This window comes from Patescibacteria group bacterium (assembly GCA_018896215.1).
GTDB lineage: Bacteria > Patescibacteriota > WWE3 > 0-14-0-20-40-13 > 0-14-0-20-40-13 > JAHINB01.
This window is the reverse complement of the sequence record JAHINB010000001.1, coordinates 1-17,553: the sequence shown is the minus strand read 5'-3', so window position 1 is coordinate 17,553 and position 17,553 is coordinate 1. Positions and strand designations below refer to the sequence as shown.

The following is a 17,553-nucleotide window of genomic DNA, read 5'->3' as shown; positions in this document are numbered from 1 at the left end:
TCTTCGCGGCTTTCTTCTTCTTACTGGCTGACCGTTTACAAAAAATGTCGAACTTCAATGTGCTAGCTCGCCGCTTCGTGGCTCGCTTGCTCCAGCGTGGCGCCCCCACCCGCCGCGCCTCCGCTATTTTTTGCGCGCGCGGTTTTGCGATTGCTCCGCAATCGCTATGATTTAAGGGCTACCATACTTATTTCTACCTTCGCTCCAAGCGGCAATTCTTTTACGCATACAACTTCACGAGCAGGAAACGGGTCGGACATGTATGCTCCATGTACTTCATTTACTTTTCCGTAAATTGACATGTCCGTTACATAGATAGTTGTTTTGACAACATTTGAAAAATTTACTCCGGCTTCCTCAAGGATCGCTTGAAGGTTTTTCATTATTTGATGGATTTGTTCCTCAGTTGTCCCTTCTAGCAATTTGCCCCTCTTCAAAAAGCGACAAGTCTGTAGCTTTTTTTGAAAATGTCGTCTTATCTTTGAAAGTTAACTCGATTTTTAAGTCAGGATTCTGATCTGAAATTCTCTTAATAAAAGAGTTCTCGTCTCCAGAATTAACTCTATTGATGTAGCAGTTGGCAATCTGGTCAACAAAGGCGGTCTTACCAGTTCCTTTTCCTCCTGCTACTGCGACTAAACCTGAATTAAGATCTATATCTGTCTTGGCAACAGACAATTCGTCGTTAATTTTTGACTCTGTAATTTTTATTTTATCAATTGTTAAATTGCTTCTGGGTGGTATTGGACAACCAGGTTGGATTGAAACCCTATCCTCTGGTTCATATAAAAGCTGTTTTAATCCTTCAAATGTTGGGTCTGCCTTTACCCAACAAAATCTTAAATCACAATCGTCTGGTTTTTTACTGCACTTATGGGTAGCATCACATCTTTTCGAACAAGGAACTCCTACTTCATCAATACAATGACTGTCTGATCCGTGTATACAGGATTTCAGGGTCTTAAACTCCTCCTTAAACTTCTTTTCGCCTTCCTTATAAGGTTGTTTCCCAAGACACCACTGTATAGTTTTGGGGTTAGAGGAAAAAACCATATCTGATTTTTGAAGAAGCCCTTTTCTTATTAGGTGATCTTGACCATTCCAGTCAATCAGATTCGATAATTCTTCAGGAAGAACAAGAAGATATTTTCCTTTGAAACGGCTATCTCCATTTAGTAGTTCTGTGATTTCTTCATGACTAACAACCGCATTTGATGCACCCAACTCCAGGGGGTCTCTCCCTTTGAAAGGGGCATGTTGAGATATAAGTTGATTTCCTAAAACGGTTAGGTTGGACAGTTTTAATTTTCGACTCTCATCCTTGCTCTGGGGATTGCCTTCGTAATAAAAATGGAGATCATGCAGGAAATGTTCTTCTATGTCTTGAGGAGATACTTCATCAGAAAAAATTACATGGTAATTTAGTCTTCGTGGATCAGTTCCGTCTTTTCTACTTGAAATAACGCTGTTTAATCGAAATTCGATGTTTGGTAGAATCAACGAGATGTTTTTCAGTCTTCCTGCTTTTCTACACTCCAAAATCTTTTTATATCCTTCTATTGAGAAGTAGTCCGTTATTCCTACAGCAGCCAGATCAAGCCCCTCAAGTTTTTTTAGAAACTTATCCCAATCTGGCTCACCATTTACCAGCTTAGGATATTTATTAGCAAGTATTGAAAGAGGACTGTGAATATGCAAATCCCACTTTCGCTATTCAGAACCTCTTGGATATTTCATATTTATTTTTTCTTATTTTTCAAAATAACCTCAATGTCTTTTGGATCATAGCGCCTATCGCCACGATCATTTATCCGTGTAGCTTTTAATTTCCCAGCCTTATCCCACCGTCTCAGTGTCTCCACATGGACATTCAAAACTTCTGCCGCTTGGCGGATGGTTAACAGTTTTGGTAAAGTCGTCTTATTCTTCGGCATACCTCAACACAATTATACAATCTTTCGTTGAAAGAGTTATACTTGTTTTGATAAAATATAAAAAATGAAAACTGTTGTAATTTGCGGTAGCAGAAGATTCAAAAAAGAAATAAGAGAATTTGAAAGTAAGCTGATTAAAGCAGGGGTTGTTGTTTTTTCTCCCTATCTCCATGAAGGTAAAGACGAATGGGATAAGCTCTCTCTCCAATACAAGAAGTTTGTGGCTTTGGGGCTTACTCACGATCATTTTTATAAAATCAGGATGGCTGATGTTGTTTTTGTTTATAACAAGGATGGTTATGCTGGTGTAAGCACCACTCTTGAACTTGGGTATGCAGTGGCTCTTGGAAAACCTATTTACGCCCTGTCAGATAAAGATGAAGAGCTTTGTAGGTTAACCCTATTCCGTGAGGTTATTAAAACACCAAGAGAACTTATAAATAAACTGAAATGAAAAAGACAACTTATTTTATTTCGAGTAGGTGGAGAAACCGTGATTTGGTTCTTTCCCTGGTCAAAGCCCTTAGACAAAAAGGTCAAAAAGTGCTGTCATTTTTTGAAAATCCCTATAACTCTGATGCCGCCAATGACGATCCAGAAGAAGTGATGAAGAAATGGGAGGCTATGCCCAATTGGCAGCAAGAGAAGATTGTGAAACAGATTTTTGAGGAAGATATGCGCTGCATCCGTAAATCAGATGCTGTAATCCTTTTGCTACCAGCTGGAATATCTGCCCATGTTGAGATCGGATTCGCTCATGGCTTAAATAAAAAGTGTATTCTCATTGGGAAACCAGAAAAAACAGAAAGTGCGTATATGATCTTTGATGAAACCTACGACGCAATAAAAGATTTTTTAAAGTCAATAAACTAAAATGTCACCTGAAAAATGCGATAATAAAAGTGTTGGCATGCTTGTAAGGAGAGATGAGAGGGTTCTTCTTATTGAGCGCGGAAAACCTCCCTTTGGATTTGCTCCTCCTGCTGGACATGTAGATGATAAAGGTTCTTTTGAAAACGCAGCCAGAGAAGAAATTGAGGAAGAAGTGGGATTATCTCCAACAGAGCTGAAACTTGTCGTAGAAGGGAAAAAGAATAACCCTTGTAGGCGGGAAGGTGGCTCTTGGCATTACTGGAAAATATACGAAGTCGATACCGAGGGAGAAATAAAGCGAAGTAAAGATGAGACAAAACAAGCAGGGTGGTTTACTCTTGATCAAATAAAATCGCTTGCCCGAAAAACCGAACGCTATTTAGCGAGAGAAATTCCTGAAGAAGAGTGGCAACAGTCTCCTGGAATTGAACCTATCTGGCTGGAATGGTTTAAGGAATTGAAACTTCTCTAACTTTAATAGGCTGTAGTGAGTGTCCGATGATAAGGTTTATCCCCCTTAGCCTTGGTTTGAGATTTATTCCACAACATGCTGTCTACATGGGAAGCAGTAACAAAGTCGTATTTTTTCTGTAGCTTCTGTTTGATAAGCTCAACTGCCCAGACTGTGGTAGCTCTAATTTCTACTTCGTCTTCTGAACCCTTTTCAATAGGCACATAAGAGTCGATTTTGTCTGCCAACTCCTTTGAGTATTTAATAACTCCCAAGTTTCTAAGAATTTGAGGGATTTTATAGTCGGCAAACGCTGTTAATTTATCCAGGTTCTTTAACCCTTGCTCGCCATTAGCGATAAGTGCATCGCTTATCATCTTAGAGTTTAATTGCGCTCTTTTATAAAAACCAATCTTATTCCCTTTGTATTCAGCTGTGTCATCAAAACACGGGAAGTGTGTTATTAGAAGTTCTGCGAGAGCCACAGCATCGTTTCCTGCTTTTTTATAAACACCCATAAAGGAGTTACCATAGTCCTTTTCTAAAATCTTGCCTGCTTCGTTTAAGTATTTTAGTCTTTCTTCAAACAAGGGAATTGTTACATTGCCCGCCAACACATTTCTCAAATGAGAACGAGACAAATCTGCTAATTCGTCACCCGTCAGGAAATCAGTATTACGCTCGACTTCTTTCTCGATACACCTAAAAAGTGCTTCAGACCCGTCTAATTCTTCACCATCAACTTTGACTGTCCACTTTTTCTCTCCCTTGCCAGCCCAAAAACAAAAATTAACTGTGTTAAAGACGAATATAATTTGCAAAAGATTATCGAGAGTCCATTGTCTTTTGGCTAAGCTGATTTCTGAAACTTGCAAGTCGTTTTTACTCACCCCAGAAATTAAGGAGTTTATAGCCTCAAAAATTATCTTTACATCCTTTGATTGATCTAAGACATTCTTCATAGAAGTTAAGACATTTATCATAGAAACAGCTTTTCAATTTCATATAAGGCTAACAGCGTATTGGTATCTGTAATCAACTGCCTTGCTTCGGAAACTGTTTTCCAACCTGTTTGATGGAACTCTTTCTCCAATAGAGTTTCCTCTGGCGCAAAGCTATCTTTATTTAGAGGAATAAAATACCAAATGTCGTAATGAAGCCTGCATTTCTGTTTGGCTGGATTGTCAATTTCAGTTATAGTTAGAAGTGACGGTTCATAATTTCCATTAAGTTGGGTATTTTTTCCCCATTCTTCTCTAACTTCTCTTTCCAAAGCCTCTAAGGGCATTTCGCCCTTATCGATATGACCGCCATTAAAAAGCCATAGTCCAGATTTTTTGTGATGTCCTATAAATACTTGCTGGCTTTTGGGATCATATGCAGCAAAGTAAACACAGAAATGTGTTATGGGGTTTTCATCTCTTGTGAGTGCACCTTCTTCTGCTCGTTTGGAAAACCTGGTTTTTATGCCGTCTTCACTCGTTACTTGCCCAGCCAGTTTTTGGAGATATGTTTTAAGCCTTCCTGACATGAGGTAATTATATTACAAACCCATCAAAGAAAGCAGCCAGAATTTTGAGTATAATTAGGCTACGGCTAAAAGTTGCTGGGTAGATTTAAGTGTTGTTTCTGGAAATTCCAGGATGTCCAACCAGTTTGCTAACCTAAAATCGTTCCATTTGTCCAGCCATTTGTGTTAGAATTAGTTTATGCAATTTAGAGTAGTAAATTCCACAGAAACTTCTCCGCTTCTTAAAGAACCAATTAGCCGGTTACAGTCACTCATTAATGATACCTCTTACAGTACCCCTGAGAGTTTTGTCAGCCTTCCGCAAGATCCGCAGTTTTTAGAAAAAGCAACGCAAGTTGCATCAAATTTTAATTTAAACGAATTAAAATATTTATTTCTTGTTGGGATTGGAGGTTCGTCATTGGGCACTCAAGCTATCTACAATGCCATTGGTAAAAAGAAAGTTGAGATTATATTTTTAGACACTATTTCTCAAAACAACATAAAAATCATCGAAAACATCACAAGCGATATCAAAACTGTTGATGAATTTGTTATCAATTATGTGAGCAAATCGGGAAACACCACCGAAAGCGTCATCAACTTTACTCTGTTACAAGGAGCGCTTACAAAAAAATTTGGGGAAATCAAAAGTAGAATTGTAATAACCACAAAAGCAGAATCGCCTGCAATGAGACCCGTCTTCAAAGCGGGGATTTCTCTATTGGAAATTCCCCAAAACATAAGTGGGAGGTTTTCTGTGTTTTCTTTGGTAGGCCTGTTTCCTCTCTTGCTTGCCGGTTTTGATGTAAAAAAACTTCTTGAGGGAGCAAGTTCTCAAAATCAGGATTTGGAAAGTCCCGCAACCTCGGCATCAATTATGTTTGAGAAAATCTCAAACGGTTACCCAATCTGCGAAAACTTCTTTTTTAATCCCGAAATGGAGTTTGTTGGCAAGTGGCTAAGGCAACTTATCGGAGAGTCGCTTGGGAAGGAGGGCAGGGGCGTATTTCCTGCCGTTGGTATTGGAACAAACGATCTCCATTCCATGTATCAACTTTATCTAGGAGGACCAAAAAATATTTACACCAATTTTATCTTCAGCAAAAATTCTGGTATCACCCCCATTGCCCTTAATGATCTGAATCCCTTATCTCCCTTATCAAAGATCTACGATGGAAAAACCACCAATGAGATTTTAGAAAATATCTACCAAGCGGTAAAAACAACTTACGAGAACAACAAACTGCCTTTTGCTGAATTTATTTTAGAAGAGATATCAGAAAAAGAGCTGGGACAATTGATGCAATTTAAAATGCTCGAAACCTATTTTTTGGCGCAACTTTTAGGAGTAAACGCCTTTGATCAACCTAATGTAGAATCATACAAGTCACTATTCCGAGAAGGATTCAATAAGAGTTTGGAGAATCAAAACTACTGGAACCGCAAAGAGCATTCCCATAAAGCCAAAGAGCTTTCCTCCAACCAACACCGCGATAAGAGTAACTAATGGGTTAAATCCCACCGCTTTTTGCATAACTTTAGGGACAAATAGATTGTTTTCTACCTGTTGCACAATAATATAAACAGCAATTACTAAAAGACCCATCGTGGGACTGATGGCAAAACCAACAATAGTTGCGGGAACCGCCGAGATTAGAGGACCTAAGGTGGGTATTAGCTCTAAAAACCCCGCAATTAGAGATAGCGATAATGTGTACTCCATGCCGATTATTGTTAAGCCAATAAAGGTAAACAGTCCTACAATAGTCATTAAAATAAGTTCACCTCTAATCCATGCTCCAAGTCGCGTCTCGACTTTTTTTATGACTTTAGAGGCCTTGCTTTGCGATTTTTGGGGGAGCACATTTAAAATAAACTCCCTGACATTTTTAAAATCCAAGAGCAAATAAATTGTAAAGACCAAGATAGAAAATAAAGAGATCAGGCCAGAAAAAGCCCCCAAAGTTACATTTAAAATGCTTTTAGAGCTAAGTTGCAATTGAGAAAACAAAGAATTGTTAAAACTAGTGGATATCCCATTAAAAACTTGATATTTACCGAGAGACTCAAGAAAAGCAGGAAATTTAAAAATTAGATTTTGAGTTTGGGCCACCATTGGAGAAAGCGCAAAGTAAAAGATAGAAAAAATAAAAGATATAAAAGCAGAGAACACGATTAAAACCGCTAGCCCCCTTCTGATCTTTTTCTTAATTAAAAATTCCACCATCGGTTCTAGTCCCAATGCTATGAGTACACTCGTAAATAAGTACAGAACTACCGAAAAAACGCTATAACAAACCCATCCCAAAGCAATAAATAGAATGAAAGTCAAAATTGTTCTGGTGGAGATAACGATGTTTTTATGTTCCATAGTTAGATTGTATAGCAAGCTTTACCTTTTCGTAAAGGTTTTTATCACAAACATTAAACCACAAAACATCAGGATTGCGGTTAAACCAAGTAAGCTGTCTTCTAATATAGGCGTGAAGGTCAAAATTGCTTTTGGTAATGGTGTTTTCCAGCGAATCGTGTCTTTGGAAAAAATTATAAAACTCGCTGTAAATTAAGCTTGTCATTGGTCTTGTTTTTTCGTAACCGCTGTTTACTAGATTTTCTATCTCCGTTAGAATTCCCAGATTTAGTAAGTTGCTTACAAAGGAATCGGCTCTTTTATATAAAACATCACGGGAGGCGGTAAGTCCAATAAATACAGGCTCACAGTTGTAGGACAAGTTCTCGTTCATTTTTGATTTTGTTTCGCAGGCTATCTCGATTGCTCTCATGAGACGAATAGGATTATTTTTATCAATAGTTCGAATCCTCTCTGGATTGAGCGCTTTAAGCTTTTCTAAAAGTTGATCTGTAGATAAAGCTTGTAAACTGTTGCGCAAGTTGCTATTTGGAGAAACCCCCGAAACAGTTGCCCTTCCAGTTAGGACATCTATATAAAAACCTGTTCCTCCAACAACAATTGGAGTTTTGCCTCGTCGTATGGCGCTTTCTATTTCAGCTTTGGCAACTTTTGCCCAATCAACCACCGTAAAATTTTGATTAGGTGTAACTAGATCGTAGCAACGAATTTTAATGCCATCTATTGTCCAAAACCCCTCGCCTTTTTTGTAGGTTATGGCAGATTCCCGTAACGGTAATTTACCCGTTCCAATATCCATACCCTTATAAACTTGGCGAGAATCGGCGGAAATAATTTCGCCGTTTAGTTCCTTGCAAAGCTTAATGGCAAGAGATGTTTTTCCAGTGCAGGTTGATCCCAAGATTACTATTAATTTGTTGCTCATAGTTACTTTCCCTTATATTCCTTTATAACCCCTAAAAGTATTTTGTGTCTTCTGCGTTTTTCTTCTAAAGGAACATCATTAGAAAACCCCGCCGCTACAGTTCCTGGTCTTGGGGAATACATAGCAACATAGGCATTGGCAAACTTTACTTTTTTGCAAAGCGCTACGGTATTCAAGAACTGTCTTGCGGTTTCTCCTGGAAAACCCACAATCAAATCTGTGCCAATTCTAATGTTAGGCACTTCTTTTTTTATCTTTTGTATAAGATCCAGAAATTCTTTTGCTGTATGTCTCCTATTCATTCTGGATAAAATCTCATCGTCTCCAGATTGCATTGCGATATGCAAATATCTGGAGATGAGAGGATTCTTCATGGCGTCAATTAAATCATCTGTGAAATCAAAAGGGTTAGACGACATAAATTCCACCCTTTTAACGCCTTTTATCCCGCAAGTTGTTCTTAACAGATTGGCAAATGGCAATTTTGCATTCGATCCCAACCTAATTTTAAATTTGTCTTTTTTTGAAAGCCCCCAAGAATTTACATTTTGTCCCAACAAGGTAAATTCACAGTAACCCATCTCCACGAGATTTTTTATCTCTTCAATGATTTCTTCTTTCGGCCTTGATATCTCTTGTTTTCTGGCATAAGGGACCACGCAGTAAGAACAAAAATTGTCGCAACCGGAAGATATATTAACCCAGGCGTGGTCTCCAGGGGATCTTTTGGGAATAATTGATGAGAGAGATGATAAATAATTTGGAGGGACAATCGCATTTACCCAAGGTATTTTATTTTTAATGTAGTTAGGGGTGATTCTGACCCGATCTCCCGTCGCCGAACCAGCAAGGCATCCAGCCAATATTACAAAAGGTTTTGTTTTTAATAATTTTAATCTTTTTCCCCAGCCGTATATGCTATCTTCTGCGGCCTGTCTAACCGAACAGGAATTAAGAATTAATATATCTGCTTCTTTTAAATCAGTTGTTTCTTCGTAACCTAAATTCTCTAAAACACTTGCAATGTACTCACTGTCGTGAACATTCATTTGACAGCCGTAAGTTTTTAAAAGATACTTTCCTATCATAACAACATAGAGTAGGGATCATCCCTGTTTAGGGATAATCCCTAATTAGGGATTATCCCTAATCTAATAATTTTACTAACACCTTAGCCAATTTTTCGGGATCGTGGCGAACAAGAGAGCGTTTAAGAGTATCTCCTTTATCTCTTGCGACAACCCCCTCTGCCAAAAAATCACCCCTTAACACTTTATATGTTCCTCCTTTTAGATCATCCTTTACAGGATAGCCATTTTCTTCTTTATATTTTTTTATGATCTTGCTGGGCAGGGGACTAGAATTAACAGCGACGAAGTTTAAAATGTTTTTCCCTAAGTAGCCTTCCAGATCGCGAACATGATCCTGAGCAGTATATTTATATGTTTCTCCAAATTTAGAAATTAAGTTTACTATATAGACTTTAACCGCTTGAGATTTGCAAATAGCTTCTTTGACTCCTCCAACAATTAAATTGGCAATGATGCTGGTATATAAATCTCCTGGTCCAATCACGATTAAATCAGCATCAATTATTGCTTTTCGGGCGAGTGGATAAATATTGACTTCGGGAATAAGTTCTAAATTTACAATACGCTTTTTACCGTTTTTAAGAGGCTCATCAATATAGTGCTCTCCCAGTATTTTGGTTCCACCCTCGTAGGTTGCAAGCAGATTAGTAGGTTGTGTAGAAATTGGAAGAACTCTGCCTTTGGTGTTTAAAATCTTTCCTGCCATACCTACTGCGTCTACCTGATCCCCAAGAATATCAGTTAACGCCGCCAAAAAAAAGTTTCCAAAGGAAATCCCCGAAATTCCGACCCCCTTATAAAAACGATAAGAAAAAAGTTGCCGAATAATATCCGAATTTTCGGTTTGGGAGAGAGCAAGTAGCGCTTTTCTAATGTCGGAATTGGGAAGCATACCAAACTCATCCCTTTCTATTTTGGCAGTTCCTCCAGAGTCTGCCATGCTAACAATTGCCGTAATATCAAGGTCGTAGTTTTTAAGTCCTGATAGGACGGTATATGTGCCGGTTCCTCCCCCGATAACAACCACTTTTGGTTTCATATTGGTAGTATACCAAAATGATTTGTAGAAATTCTTCCACCTTTTCTCAATTGCGAGGTTTTTTTTATGTCTCACTTGAGTGTCGCTTATGCTAAAATATTCGGGTCATGAGAAAGAAACCGACCCTTTTTTATCCAGTGGAAAATAAAGCGCCGATAGCCCAATATTTTTGGGTTAAGAGCTCCAATATCTTTAAAGAAGATTATTACGATTGGGCATATGGAATTTTTGCTGGACATCATCCGGGGGTTGATTTTAAGCTCAAAGAAGGGACTAGTGTTTACAACGCCTTTAGTGGGGTTGTGGTTAGAAACGAGTGGCATGGGGGAATGGGAAATATAATTGGTATAAGAAACGGCAATATTGTGGCGATCTATGGGCATTTAAAAGAATCTAAAGTTAATCTTGGAAAGGAAATTTTGGCAAAGCAGTTAATTGCTTTGTCCGGAAACACCGGGGTAGCGACCAGAAAAGAGTTTCCCCATTTGCATTTTGAGATGCGGGATATCATAAAGCCGACACTTGCTGAAATGGTTTTTAATCCGAAATTCGAAAAACCGATTAAAAATTGGAAGAAGGAATTTACCTACAAAGTAAATAACGCCAACACGCAAAAAACCTTAAGCTTTTTAGCTCTGCGCTATTTTGGAAACGAAAAAAGGTGGAAAGAGATATTAAAAGCGAATCCCCAAATTAAAGTTCATAATCCCTTTGCGATAATTCCGGATTGTCAAATCATAACCATCCCAAACTTCTCTTAGAGATTCTTCCACCCCCGAAGTGGAAGAGTTTGGTGTTGCTAATACAACAAACTTTTTATTCCTTGAAGCGTTCGTTGATAATCCGCATTATCAAAAACGAAAATTTCGTATCTCTTTGATGTTTTAAAATGGGATAGAATCGTCTCTTTTTCGCAAATACCATCTTTTTTATTTTCTATGTATTCCGTAAAAGACGACCAGGGATACTCTTTTAACTCATCTTTGGTTTCTGTAATTCTAGCAGAGTAGGGATTTAAATGAATATATCGAGAAACATGAAGTAACTGACCTTCGTTTTTAATTAGCTTAGCTTTGAATTGTGTAAGAAATATAGGACCACGGCGTTTTTTTCTGGTATTAAAATATCTGGTATAGCTGTTTTGAAAATTAGCAAGAAAAAGAGCAATTCCGTTAGGTCTTTTTTGTCTAAGCAAAAAATGAAAGTGATTTGGCATTAGACAATAAGCCAAAATATCTATCAACAGTTCATTTTGAGATGCAAGAAAATCCATTACCTCAATATATCTTCCAGTAGAAAGTGCCAAAAGTTGTGTTAGTTTTATGGGAGGGGAATAATATCGGTAAAAATTGATGGCTTGGGTAGCTCTAAAATAGTAATCTTCGTCCTCAAAAACCACTCTATTTTCAATCCCTCTGTTAAAAACATGGTAAATCTCCGATTCTACTAAAGGAAGTAATCTTTGGGGCATAGTTTAATTTAATAACGGGGATGTTGTATTGTCAATACAAAACTCTTCCACTTCGGAGGTGGAAGAAATTTATCTACACGGCATTTAAAGATCAGATTGAGGAGAACAGGGTGGAAACAACGCTCTTTAGGGAAGCTGATATTGAATCATAAAGCGGTAAAGTTTTTAGTAGTATAATAGTGTTGCTATGAATAATGAGTCTTTATGTCAATTTTTAATAGACTCCAATAATGCGGGTTATGCCAGTGGTGATGAAAAGAAGTGGATTAAAGAATCTGATGGATCCACCACAATTCCTTTTGAAAAGGGGGCATGGAAGTCCCATGACAATTTTTTTGGCGGTGAGCCATATGGAGGAAGAACGGTGGTGTTTTATGAAAACCGTCCCTATTGGATAATGGTTTATTACGGATGGGTTAAGGAGAGTATTGAAACTACTCCTATCTATAAAATATTGAGGAACGCTTTAAAACAAATGCCAAAAGATTATCCTTTTCGTGGACCAAAAGAATTTAAAGATGGTGAGTATGCCTATTCTAACTCATGGGAAGGCAAAATTAATCGATTTTCAGGAGAAGAACAGATTACACAGGGTGAGAGATTGGTCTATAGGGCAAACTATATTGGAGGTTTGGTAGATGTAAAAAAAGGCGTTTAGAATTATGAAAATAAATCGTTGTTTAATACAAATATTTGTTAACGATCTGGATAAATCTATCCGATGGTATAAAGAAAAATTAGGGATGGATCTTATCAGTTGTGCCGAGGAATGGAAGTCGGCGACAATGAGAATAGGTGGTGTTGATTATGATATTTGTCAACCCGTACCAAAATGGGGGTCAAATTGGATGAAAGCGAAAAGGAATATTGGCGGACTTCGAGGGATATTTTTCTATACGGATGATATAAATAAAACTCATGAAGAAATGAAGACAAAAGGAGTTAAATTCCTTAAATCTCCATTTAAAACTCCTTGGGGTGAGTACAAAGCACACTTTGTCGATCTTGATGGAAATGAGTTTAGTCTTTGCGAAGGTGAGTCCCATTATAGTTGAAATTATCGACTATAAAAACCCCCAGCGGTCGATTCTAATTTTATGAGAGGGAAAATACGCAGTTCTTGGATGAGCAGGTTTAATGTAATTTGAGTATTTCATAGGTACACATTTTACCTAATGTGTTACCTATGTTTCTCAGCCTATGCATTAGATACGAAACTCTCCCACTTCCGAAGTGGAAGAGATTCGTCTTGGTAAATCAACATTTAAGTAAATTCTTTTTGATTTAATTAATTTTTTTACCTGTAAACCAAAAATCCCCCGCGCAAGGTGCCGCGGGGGACTTTTTTCTTAACCTAGAATCAACCTTATTACTTAACGGACTCCTTTAAAGCTTTACCAGCCTTAAAAGCTGGAGTCTTGGTTGCAGGAATGTGAAGAGTTGCCCCAGTTTGTGGGTTTCTGCCCATTCTTGCAGCTCTTGGTCTAACTTCGAAGGTACCAAAACCGGTAACAGTTACTTTTTCGCCTTTGGATAAAGCTTTGGTAATAGCATCTATCACTGCGTCTACTGCTCTTCCGGCTGCTGCCTTTGTCATACCGCCTTTTTGGGCGACTACATCTACTAATTCTGTTTTTGTCATTTAGGATCACCACCTTTCAAAATTATATCTTTTCTTTCTATACTAGTTGCTAACCCCGTCTTTTCGTCTACAGTAATTAAGACACTGTTAAAAACCGCCGGTTCTTCGGTTGCCCACTCAAACTTGTGGGGGAGGGAGTCGAGAAATCTGCTAATGATAATTTCTTTTTTAACTCCCAGCACCGAATCTTGCGCTCCCACCATTCCAGCATCAGTTACAAATGCCGTGCCTTTGTCTAAAATTCGTTCGTCACAAGTTGGAATATGAGTATGCGTCCCAACTACTGCGCTAACCTTACCGTCTAAAAAGTGACCCATAGCCACTTTTTGCGAAGTCAAATCTCCATGAATGTCAACCAAAATTCCACTGAGCTTTTTTCTTTTTAATCCCCTCAATAAATCGCTTACCGCATAAAAGGGGTTACTAATGTTTTGACCCCCAAAACATTCCCCCATTAGGCTTATAACGCAAAAGGGATACCTAAAGCCTTTTTTAATAAGTTGGTATCCCATGCCTGGTATGTCACCAAGAAAATTTTGTGCTCTAGCAACCGGTAGGTTTGCAATTTCATTTTGGAACTCCTTAAGATCAAATATGTGGTCGCCACCAGTAAAAACATCCACGCCGTATCCCATAGTTTCTTTTATGGTCTGCTCTGTGGCACCGCGTCCGTGTGCTAAATTATCGCAATTTGCTACAACTAAGTTGATATTATCACTTACAATTAGCCTTGGCAAGACCTTTTGCAAAGTACTACGCCCTAAACTGCCAACAATGTCCCCGATAAATAAAACTTTTATCATAATGCTTCGCTTAAAACAAGATATAAGCAAAAATCCTATGTGCGTATTAGCTTACTTTGCCATACCAACCGCTCTATAATCACGAATCACAGTTATCTTTACCGTTCCGGGGTAGGTATGCTCTTTCTCTATTTTTTGGGCAATATCAAAGGCTAGTTTTGCCGTTTCCTCATCGGTTGCTTCGTCGGGCTTTACAATTACTCTTACTTCCCGTCCCGCAGAGAGCGCGTAAGCCTTATCTACTCCAGCAAAGCTTTGGGCGGTATCTTCCAGTCCTTTCATCCTGGCAACATAAGAATCGTAATCAACAAATCGGGCTCCGGGGCGCGCTCCCGAAATTCCATCAGCAATGTGAAGTATTGCCGACTCTAGGCTACTAAATCTGTCCCCATGATGTTCAGCAACAGCATCAATGACTCTTTGAGGGATACCATGTTTTTTAAGAAGTTTAACTCCAAGATCTATGTGCGTTCCTTCTTCTTCCTCGGAAACTGCCTTTCCCAAATCATGTAACAAACAGGCAAGCTTTGTAGTGTAAATGTCAGCTTTAAGCTCGGTTGCAATAGCGACCCCTATTTTTACTTCTTCTAGGGTATGCTCGATCATGTTTTGACCGTAGGAGTACCTGTACTTAAACTTGCCAAGCAAGGCAACAATTTCTTTGGGCAGATTATAAACTCCTACCTTTTGGCAAAGCTCTTCGCCTGCTCTATAGGTGGCCCGGTCAATTTCTTCGCGACACCTTGCCACGACTTCTTCTATTTTTGCCGGTTGAATTCTGCCATCTAGAATAAGTTTTTCTAGGGCGATTCTTGCAATTTCACGACGCACTGAGTCAAAACACGAGATTCTAACTTCTGTTGGAGTCTCGTCCAAATCCAAATTTACTCCAGTGGCGTCCTCAAAGGCTTTAATGTTTCTGCCTTCTTTGCCAATAATTCTTCCTTTCATCTCTTCGTCGGGCAGTTTAACCTTAGAAACAGTGTATTCCGCAATATAGTCGGCATAACCTTTTTGCATGGCATTGACCAAAATTTCTTTAGCTTTTTCTTCGGCTTGCTCACTTATGGTTGTTTCTGCCTCTTTAACCTTTCTGCCAATTTCACGGGCTAATTTGCTTTCGGTATAGTCTAAAATGACCTTTTCGGCGTCTTTTTTAGTCATGCTAGCGGCTCTTTCTAATTTTTCGACTTGTTTCTTTTTTATCTCTTCGATTTCGGATAGCTTTTGGGTGTATTTTTCTTTGGTTTCGGCAATGTCACCTTCTTTTTTGGCAAGGTCGCTTTCTTTTTGTAAAAGTTGGGATTTTTGATCTTCGAGCCGTTTTTCTATGATTAAGGCTTCTTGTTTAGTATGGCGGGCTTCTTCTTCGGCCTGTTTTTTAATTTCTAAGGCTTCGTTTTTGGCGTCAATTACCAGTTCGCGAGCTTGAGATTTGGCTTCTTGGAGAATTATATCGGGAGCAACAGGTACTTCAACTTTTTCAATTATAGGTTTTGGTGGGGTGCTGGGTTCAACCTTGGGTTGATGTGGTTTGACAAGCCCAATAAGGGTATCTAGGAAGGAACGAATTTTGGTTATCATAGTGATTAGTCATAACTTTAAAAAAATCTATTAAATGGTCACTGTAACTGAACCATTCTATTCTGTGGTGGCGATACTGTCAATTGCCGAAATTGCTGTGTCAAAGAAAAATCCTCGTGAGACTAAATAGCGCAGGGTTTTTTGTTTGGCAGTTTGGGGGTTTTTTTTAAGGTAGTACGCTAGCTTTTCTTGTGCCAGCATTTTGGCATTTTCCTTATCGTCAATATTTTCTAAAAGTACCGATTTAATAATTTCTCGATCAATTCCCTTTTTGTAAAGATCCGCTTTGATAGCGTTGGTTCCTTTGGGGTGGCGACCTCTGGTTTTGGATGAGACTACAAGGCGAGCAAACTCGTGGTCGTTAATTAGCTCTAACTTGACTAATTTGTCAATTGTTAAATTGATGATATTTTGTTGCTCTTCCTTAGAATAAACAAGTTTGCTACTGTCGTAGTAGGTTTTCTTCCGCAAAAGCTTTTTTATATAATCGCTAATTTCCTTTTGGCTTCTTTGCCTGATGCCAAGGTATCCCAAACACCTATCAAAAATCCATGATTCTGTGGAAGACATAATGGTTTGCAATCAGATTAGTAAATGCTAATATTCTAACATGGTTGTATCAACAGTTTTACTCAAGACATTTTTAGCGGCAGCAGGAACAGTTGATCCCACAAGATTTCCTACTGCCGGTGGGTTAAATCCCGACCCAGCCTGCTTGCAAGCACTAGAAACAGTCTATGAAAAAACCCTCTCAACCGTTTTTTGGGGGATTGGCCTCGCCAGTTTTTTTGCCATTGTTATGGGCGGTTTTAAATATATGACCGCGGGTGGTGATGATAAAGCTTTAATGAGCGCCAGGCAGACTTTAACCTACGGGATTATGGGGTTGGTAATTGCTATCGCCTCCTACGCGATTTTTGTGGGATTGGATTTGGCAGTATTTAAGGTCACAGTTGGACCCCTCTTAAGGTTTGATATCCCAGGGGACTGTACTTAACATGGCTATTAACATAATTGGTATCAGATTGTGGAATTTGGAGCTGGCGCTAAAGCTCGTCAGAATTCGTATTCGCTACGCCCTTCCCGCAGTTCAGTTTGTTCTTTCTCTAGCGGGAGCCACCTTTGTCGTTTGGATGCTGACAAATGTCATTACTTCTTTGCAACAAGATCTTATTAGATAGTTACCAACTTTCCCCAACAAGATCCAACTGCTTGGCTTCTAGTTTGGTCCAAGTTACTAGCCCTTTATTTAAGCTGGTGGTTCGCAAAATGGTTCCCTTGCCCCCCACTACAAGAGCGATATTTTCATCAAGTATCCTTACCGCGCGCAAATCGGCTGTTACAGGGCTTCCATTTTGATCTGTGGCGGGTATCGAGACCCAAATTCCTCCGCCGTCTGTGGATCGCATAATAGTGCCTTTTCTTCCCACGGCAACCAAAATCCCTTTGCCTTGTCCGCCCCCTTGGGGGTAATAATCCAATCCAATCAGCCCAGGTTTTCCTTTTTCCACAAAGTCCGCGGGAAATTTTATTTCGTTTACACCAGAGCAAGAAGGAGATCCTGTGGTGCCCTCTCTGCATTTGACGATACAACCAACATTTTTACTCTCGTTAAAGCGATCCTTTATGCTTTCTGCCACAAGCACAAAATCTTTATAGGTAATCGGGGTTGGAGCGAACCGAACTCTTTGCATTAGAGTATAAGATCCGCATAGCCCGCCTAAAGAAACGGATGTCCAAGGATTACCAGGTTTTTTAAACCAAAACGCACCCGGACCGGAGGCAGCTACAACAGTTTCTCCGTCCGGAGAGACGGCAAAGTCAGATGTTGTCCCTCGCATTATAGCTCCCTCACT

The 17,553-nt window shown here is 39.0% G+C and carries 24 protein-coding genes; 9 read left to right on the top strand and 15 right to left on the bottom strand.

Annotated elements, in window-relative coordinates; all coding sequences use genetic code 11:
* Positions 1-164: 164 nt before the first annotated feature.
* Genes KKF75_00120 through KKF75_00110 form a run of 3 tightly spaced genes read right to left on the bottom strand, consistent with a single transcriptional unit; the run spans position 165 to position 1,934 of the window.
* Positions 165-437, bottom strand: a complete 273-nt coding sequence (locus KKF75_00120) for a RidA family protein (GenBank protein ID MBU4380617.1) — start codon at positions 435-437, stop codon at positions 165-167.
* Entirely contained in the window at positions 403-1,698 is a 1,296-nt protein-coding gene (locus tag KKF75_00115) for a hypothetical protein (protein ID MBU4380616.1), read from the bottom strand. The genes KKF75_00120 and KKF75_00115 overlap by 35 nt, the downstream gene beginning before the upstream one ends.
* A gap of 41 nt (positions 1,699-1,739) precedes the next feature.
* Positions 1,740-1,934 carry a MerR family transcriptional regulator gene (locus tag KKF75_00110; GenBank protein MBU4380615.1) on the bottom strand — a complete coding sequence of 65 codons (195 nt, stop codon included), beginning with the start codon at positions 1,932-1,934 and terminating at the stop codon, positions 1,740-1,742.
* A 64-nt stretch (positions 1,935-1,998) separates the two neighbouring features.
* On the opposite strand from KKF75_00110, the gene KKF75_00105 reads away from it, so the two are divergent.
* Genes KKF75_00105 through KKF75_00095 form a run of 3 tightly spaced genes read left to right on the top strand, consistent with a single transcriptional unit; the run spans position 1,999 to position 3,279 of the window.
* On the top strand, positions 1,999-2,388 hold the full coding sequence (locus KKF75_00105) for a nucleoside 2-deoxyribosyltransferase (GenBank protein MBU4380614.1): 390 nt from the start codon (positions 1,999-2,001) through the stop codon (positions 2,386-2,388).
* The gene (locus tag KKF75_00100) at positions 2,385-2,807 is read left to right on the top strand and encodes a nucleoside 2-deoxyribosyltransferase (GenBank protein MBU4380613.1); all 423 of its coding nucleotides are present in this window, start codon (positions 2,385-2,387) and stop codon (positions 2,805-2,807) included. Before KKF75_00105 ends, KKF75_00100 begins: the two co-directional genes overlap by 4 nt.
* A gap of 1 nt (position 2,808) precedes the next feature.
* Complete coding sequence (locus KKF75_00095; protein ID MBU4380612.1) at positions 2,809-3,279, top strand: NUDIX domain-containing protein; 471 nt, start codon at positions 2,809-2,811, stop codon at positions 3,277-3,279.
* Positions 3,280-3,281: 2 nt separating this feature from the next.
* Here KKF75_00095 and KKF75_00090 read toward each other — a convergent pair whose 3' ends face one another.
* Both KKF75_00090 and KKF75_00085 read right to left on the bottom strand, forming a co-directional pair.
* Positions 3,282-4,241: a queuosine salvage family protein gene (locus KKF75_00090; protein MBU4380611.1), complete on the bottom strand. Its 960-nt coding sequence runs from the start codon at positions 4,239-4,241 to the stop codon at positions 3,282-3,284.
* Positions 4,238-4,789 carry an NUDIX domain-containing protein gene (locus KKF75_00085; GenBank protein ID MBU4380610.1) on the bottom strand — a complete coding sequence of 184 codons (552 nt, stop codon included), beginning with the start codon at positions 4,787-4,789 and terminating at the stop codon, positions 4,238-4,240. The genes KKF75_00090 and KKF75_00085 overlap by 4 nt, the downstream gene beginning before the upstream one ends.
* A 178-nt stretch (positions 4,790-4,967) precedes the next feature.
* On the opposite strand from KKF75_00085, the gene KKF75_00080 reads away from it, so the two are divergent.
* Entirely contained in the window at positions 4,968-6,278 is a 1,311-nt protein-coding gene (locus tag KKF75_00080; protein MBU4380609.1) for a hypothetical protein, read from the top strand.
* On the opposite strand, the gene KKF75_00075 is transcribed toward KKF75_00080, so the two are convergent.
* The 4 genes from KKF75_00075 to KKF75_00060 are packed head-to-tail and all read right to left on the bottom strand — an operon-like array spanning position 6,162 to position 10,197.
* Positions 6,162-7,142 (bottom strand): AI-2E family transporter, encoded by a 981-nt coding sequence (locus tag KKF75_00075; protein ID MBU4380608.1) that lies wholly within the window; start codon positions 7,140-7,142, stop codon positions 6,162-6,164. The genes KKF75_00080 and KKF75_00075 overlap by 117 nt on opposite strands.
* Positions 7,132-8,067 (bottom strand): tRNA (adenosine(37)-N6)-dimethylallyltransferase MiaA, encoded by a 936-nt coding sequence (gene miaA / locus KKF75_00070; GenBank protein ID MBU4380607.1) that lies wholly within the window; start codon positions 8,065-8,067, stop codon positions 7,132-7,134. The genes KKF75_00075 and miaA overlap by 11 nt, the downstream gene beginning before the upstream one ends.
* Before the next feature lie 2 nt (positions 8,068-8,069).
* On the bottom strand, positions 8,070-9,155 hold the full coding sequence (locus tag KKF75_00065; protein MBU4380606.1) for a MiaB/RimO family radical SAM methylthiotransferase: 1,086 nt from the start codon (positions 9,153-9,155) through the stop codon (positions 8,070-8,072).
* Between the two features lie 58 nt (positions 9,156-9,213).
* Positions 9,214-10,197: a YvcK family protein gene (locus tag KKF75_00060; GenBank protein ID MBU4380605.1), complete on the bottom strand. Its 984-nt coding sequence runs from the start codon at positions 10,195-10,197 to the stop codon at positions 9,214-9,216.
* A 107-nt stretch (positions 10,198-10,304) separates the two neighbouring features.
* Between KKF75_00060 and KKF75_00055 the strand changes: the two genes are divergently transcribed.
* Positions 10,305-10,958: a M23 family metallopeptidase gene (locus KKF75_00055; protein MBU4380604.1), complete on the top strand. Its 654-nt coding sequence runs from the start codon at positions 10,305-10,307 to the stop codon at positions 10,956-10,958.
* A gap of 38 nt (positions 10,959-10,996) precedes the next feature.
* Here the strand turns inward: KKF75_00055 and KKF75_00050 are convergent, their stop codons facing one another.
* Positions 10,997-11,668, bottom strand: a complete 672-nt coding sequence (locus tag KKF75_00050) for a transposase (GenBank protein ID MBU4380603.1) — start codon at positions 11,666-11,668, stop codon at positions 10,997-10,999.
* Positions 11,669-11,855: 187 nt separating this feature from the next.
* On the opposite strand from KKF75_00050, the gene KKF75_00045 reads away from it, so the two are divergent.
* Together KKF75_00045 and KKF75_00040 are read left to right on the top strand one after the other, a co-directional pair.
* Positions 11,856-12,326: a hypothetical protein gene (locus tag KKF75_00045; GenBank protein ID MBU4380602.1), complete on the top strand. Its 471-nt coding sequence runs from the start codon at positions 11,856-11,858 to the stop codon at positions 12,324-12,326.
* 4 nt (positions 12,327-12,330) lie between these two features.
* Positions 12,331-12,723 carry a VOC family protein gene (locus KKF75_00040; protein ID MBU4380601.1) on the top strand — a complete coding sequence of 131 codons (393 nt, stop codon included), beginning with the start codon at positions 12,331-12,333 and terminating at the stop codon, positions 12,721-12,723.
* Positions 12,724-13,037: 314 nt separating this feature from the next.
* Here KKF75_00040 and KKF75_00035 read toward each other — a convergent pair whose 3' ends face one another.
* The 4 genes from KKF75_00035 to KKF75_00020 are packed head-to-tail and all read right to left on the bottom strand — an operon-like array spanning position 13,038 to position 16,267.
* Positions 13,038-13,310, bottom strand: a complete 273-nt coding sequence (locus KKF75_00035; protein ID MBU4380600.1) for an HU family DNA-binding protein — start codon at positions 13,308-13,310, stop codon at positions 13,038-13,040.
* On the bottom strand, positions 13,307-14,113 hold the full coding sequence (locus KKF75_00030; protein ID MBU4380599.1) for a YmdB family metallophosphoesterase: 807 nt from the start codon (positions 14,111-14,113) through the stop codon (positions 13,307-13,309). Before KKF75_00030 ends, KKF75_00035 begins: the two co-directional genes overlap by 4 nt.
* Positions 14,114-14,164: 51 nt before the next feature.
* Positions 14,165-15,697 (bottom strand): ribonuclease Y, encoded by a 1,533-nt coding sequence (gene rny / locus KKF75_00025; GenBank protein ID MBU4380598.1) that lies wholly within the window; start codon positions 15,695-15,697, stop codon positions 14,165-14,167.
* Positions 15,698-15,754: 57 nt separating this feature from the next.
* The gene (locus KKF75_00020) at positions 15,755-16,267 is read right to left on the bottom strand and encodes a recombination regulator RecX (GenBank protein ID MBU4380597.1); all 513 of its coding nucleotides are present in this window, start codon (positions 16,265-16,267) and stop codon (positions 15,755-15,757) included.
* Positions 16,268-16,307: 40 nt separating this feature from the next.
* Here KKF75_00020 and KKF75_00015 point away from each other — a divergent pair, with 40 nt between their 5' ends.
* Both KKF75_00015 and KKF75_00010 read left to right on the top strand, forming a co-directional pair.
* Complete coding sequence (locus KKF75_00015; GenBank protein ID MBU4380596.1) at positions 16,308-16,694, top strand: hypothetical protein; 387 nt, start codon at positions 16,308-16,310, stop codon at positions 16,692-16,694.
* Position 16,695: 1 nt separating this feature from the next.
* The gene (locus KKF75_00010; protein MBU4380595.1) at positions 16,696-16,878 is read left to right on the top strand and encodes a hypothetical protein; all 183 of its coding nucleotides are present in this window, start codon (positions 16,696-16,698) and stop codon (positions 16,876-16,878) included.
* On the opposite strand, the gene KKF75_00005 is transcribed toward KKF75_00010, so the two are convergent.
* Positions 16,879-17,553, bottom strand: a 675-nt coding sequence (locus KKF75_00005) for a hypothetical protein (protein ID MBU4380594.1), incomplete at its 5' end; no start/stop codon positions are given.

Excerpts from the sequence above, each read along its gene's own strand:
- KKF75_00110 (MBU4380615.1), bottom strand. The coding sequence starts at position 1,934 with ATGCCGAAGAATAAGACGACTTTACCAAAACTGTTAACCATCCGCCAA.
- KKF75_00105 (MBU4380614.1), top strand. The coding sequence starts at position 1,999 with ATGAAAACTGTTGTAATTTGCGGTAGCAGAAGATTCAAAAAAGAAATA.
- KKF75_00100 (MBU4380613.1), top strand. The coding sequence starts at position 2,385 with ATGAAAAAGACAACTTATTTTATTTCGAGTAGGTGGAGAAACCGTGAT.
- KKF75_00095 (MBU4380612.1), top strand. The coding sequence starts at position 2,809 with ATGTCACCTGAAAAATGCGATAATAAAAGTGTTGGCATGCTTGTAAGG.
- KKF75_00090 (MBU4380611.1), bottom strand. The coding sequence starts at position 4,241 with ATGATAAATGTCTTAACTTCTATGAAGAATGTCTTAGATCAATCAAAG.
- KKF75_00085 (MBU4380610.1), bottom strand. The coding sequence starts at position 4,789 with ATGTCAGGAAGGCTTAAAACATATCTCCAAAAACTGGCTGGGCAAGTA.
- KKF75_00080 (MBU4380609.1), top strand. The coding sequence starts at position 4,968 with ATGCAATTTAGAGTAGTAAATTCCACAGAAACTTCTCCGCTTCTTAAA.
- KKF75_00075 (MBU4380608.1), bottom strand. The coding sequence starts at position 7,142 with ATGGAACATAAAAACATCGTTATCTCCACCAGAACAATTTTGACTTTC.
- miaA (MBU4380607.1), bottom strand. The coding sequence starts at position 8,067 with ATGAGCAACAAATTAATAGTAATCTTGGGATCAACCTGCACTGGAAAA.
- KKF75_00065 (MBU4380606.1), bottom strand. The coding sequence starts at position 9,155 with ATGATAGGAAAGTATCTTTTAAAAACTTACGGCTGTCAAATGAATGTT.
- KKF75_00060 (MBU4380605.1), bottom strand. The coding sequence starts at position 10,197 with ATGAAACCAAAAGTGGTTGTTATCGGGGGAGGAACCGGCACATATACC.
- KKF75_00055 (MBU4380604.1), top strand. The coding sequence starts at position 10,305 with ATGAGAAAGAAACCGACCCTTTTTTATCCAGTGGAAAATAAAGCGCCG.
- KKF75_00050 (MBU4380603.1), bottom strand. The coding sequence starts at position 11,668 with ATGCCCCAAAGATTACTTCCTTTAGTAGAATCGGAGATTTACCATGTT.
- KKF75_00045 (MBU4380602.1), top strand. The coding sequence starts at position 11,856 with ATGAATAATGAGTCTTTATGTCAATTTTTAATAGACTCCAATAATGCG.
- KKF75_00040 (MBU4380601.1), top strand. The coding sequence starts at position 12,331 with ATGAAAATAAATCGTTGTTTAATACAAATATTTGTTAACGATCTGGAT.
- KKF75_00035 (MBU4380600.1), bottom strand. The coding sequence starts at position 13,310 with ATGACAAAAACAGAATTAGTAGATGTAGTCGCCCAAAAAGGCGGTATG.
- KKF75_00030 (MBU4380599.1), bottom strand. The coding sequence starts at position 14,113 with ATGATAAAAGTTTTATTTATCGGGGACATTGTTGGCAGTTTAGGGCGT.
- rny (MBU4380598.1), bottom strand. The coding sequence starts at position 15,697 with ATGATAACCAAAATTCGTTCCTTCCTAGATACCCTTATTGGGCTTGTC.
- KKF75_00020 (MBU4380597.1), bottom strand. The coding sequence starts at position 16,267 with ATGTCTTCCACAGAATCATGGATTTTTGATAGGTGTTTGGGATACCTT.
- KKF75_00015 (MBU4380596.1), top strand. The coding sequence starts at position 16,308 with ATGGTTGTATCAACAGTTTTACTCAAGACATTTTTAGCGGCAGCAGGA.
- KKF75_00010 (MBU4380595.1), top strand. The coding sequence starts at position 16,696 with ATGGCTATTAACATAATTGGTATCAGATTGTGGAATTTGGAGCTGGCG.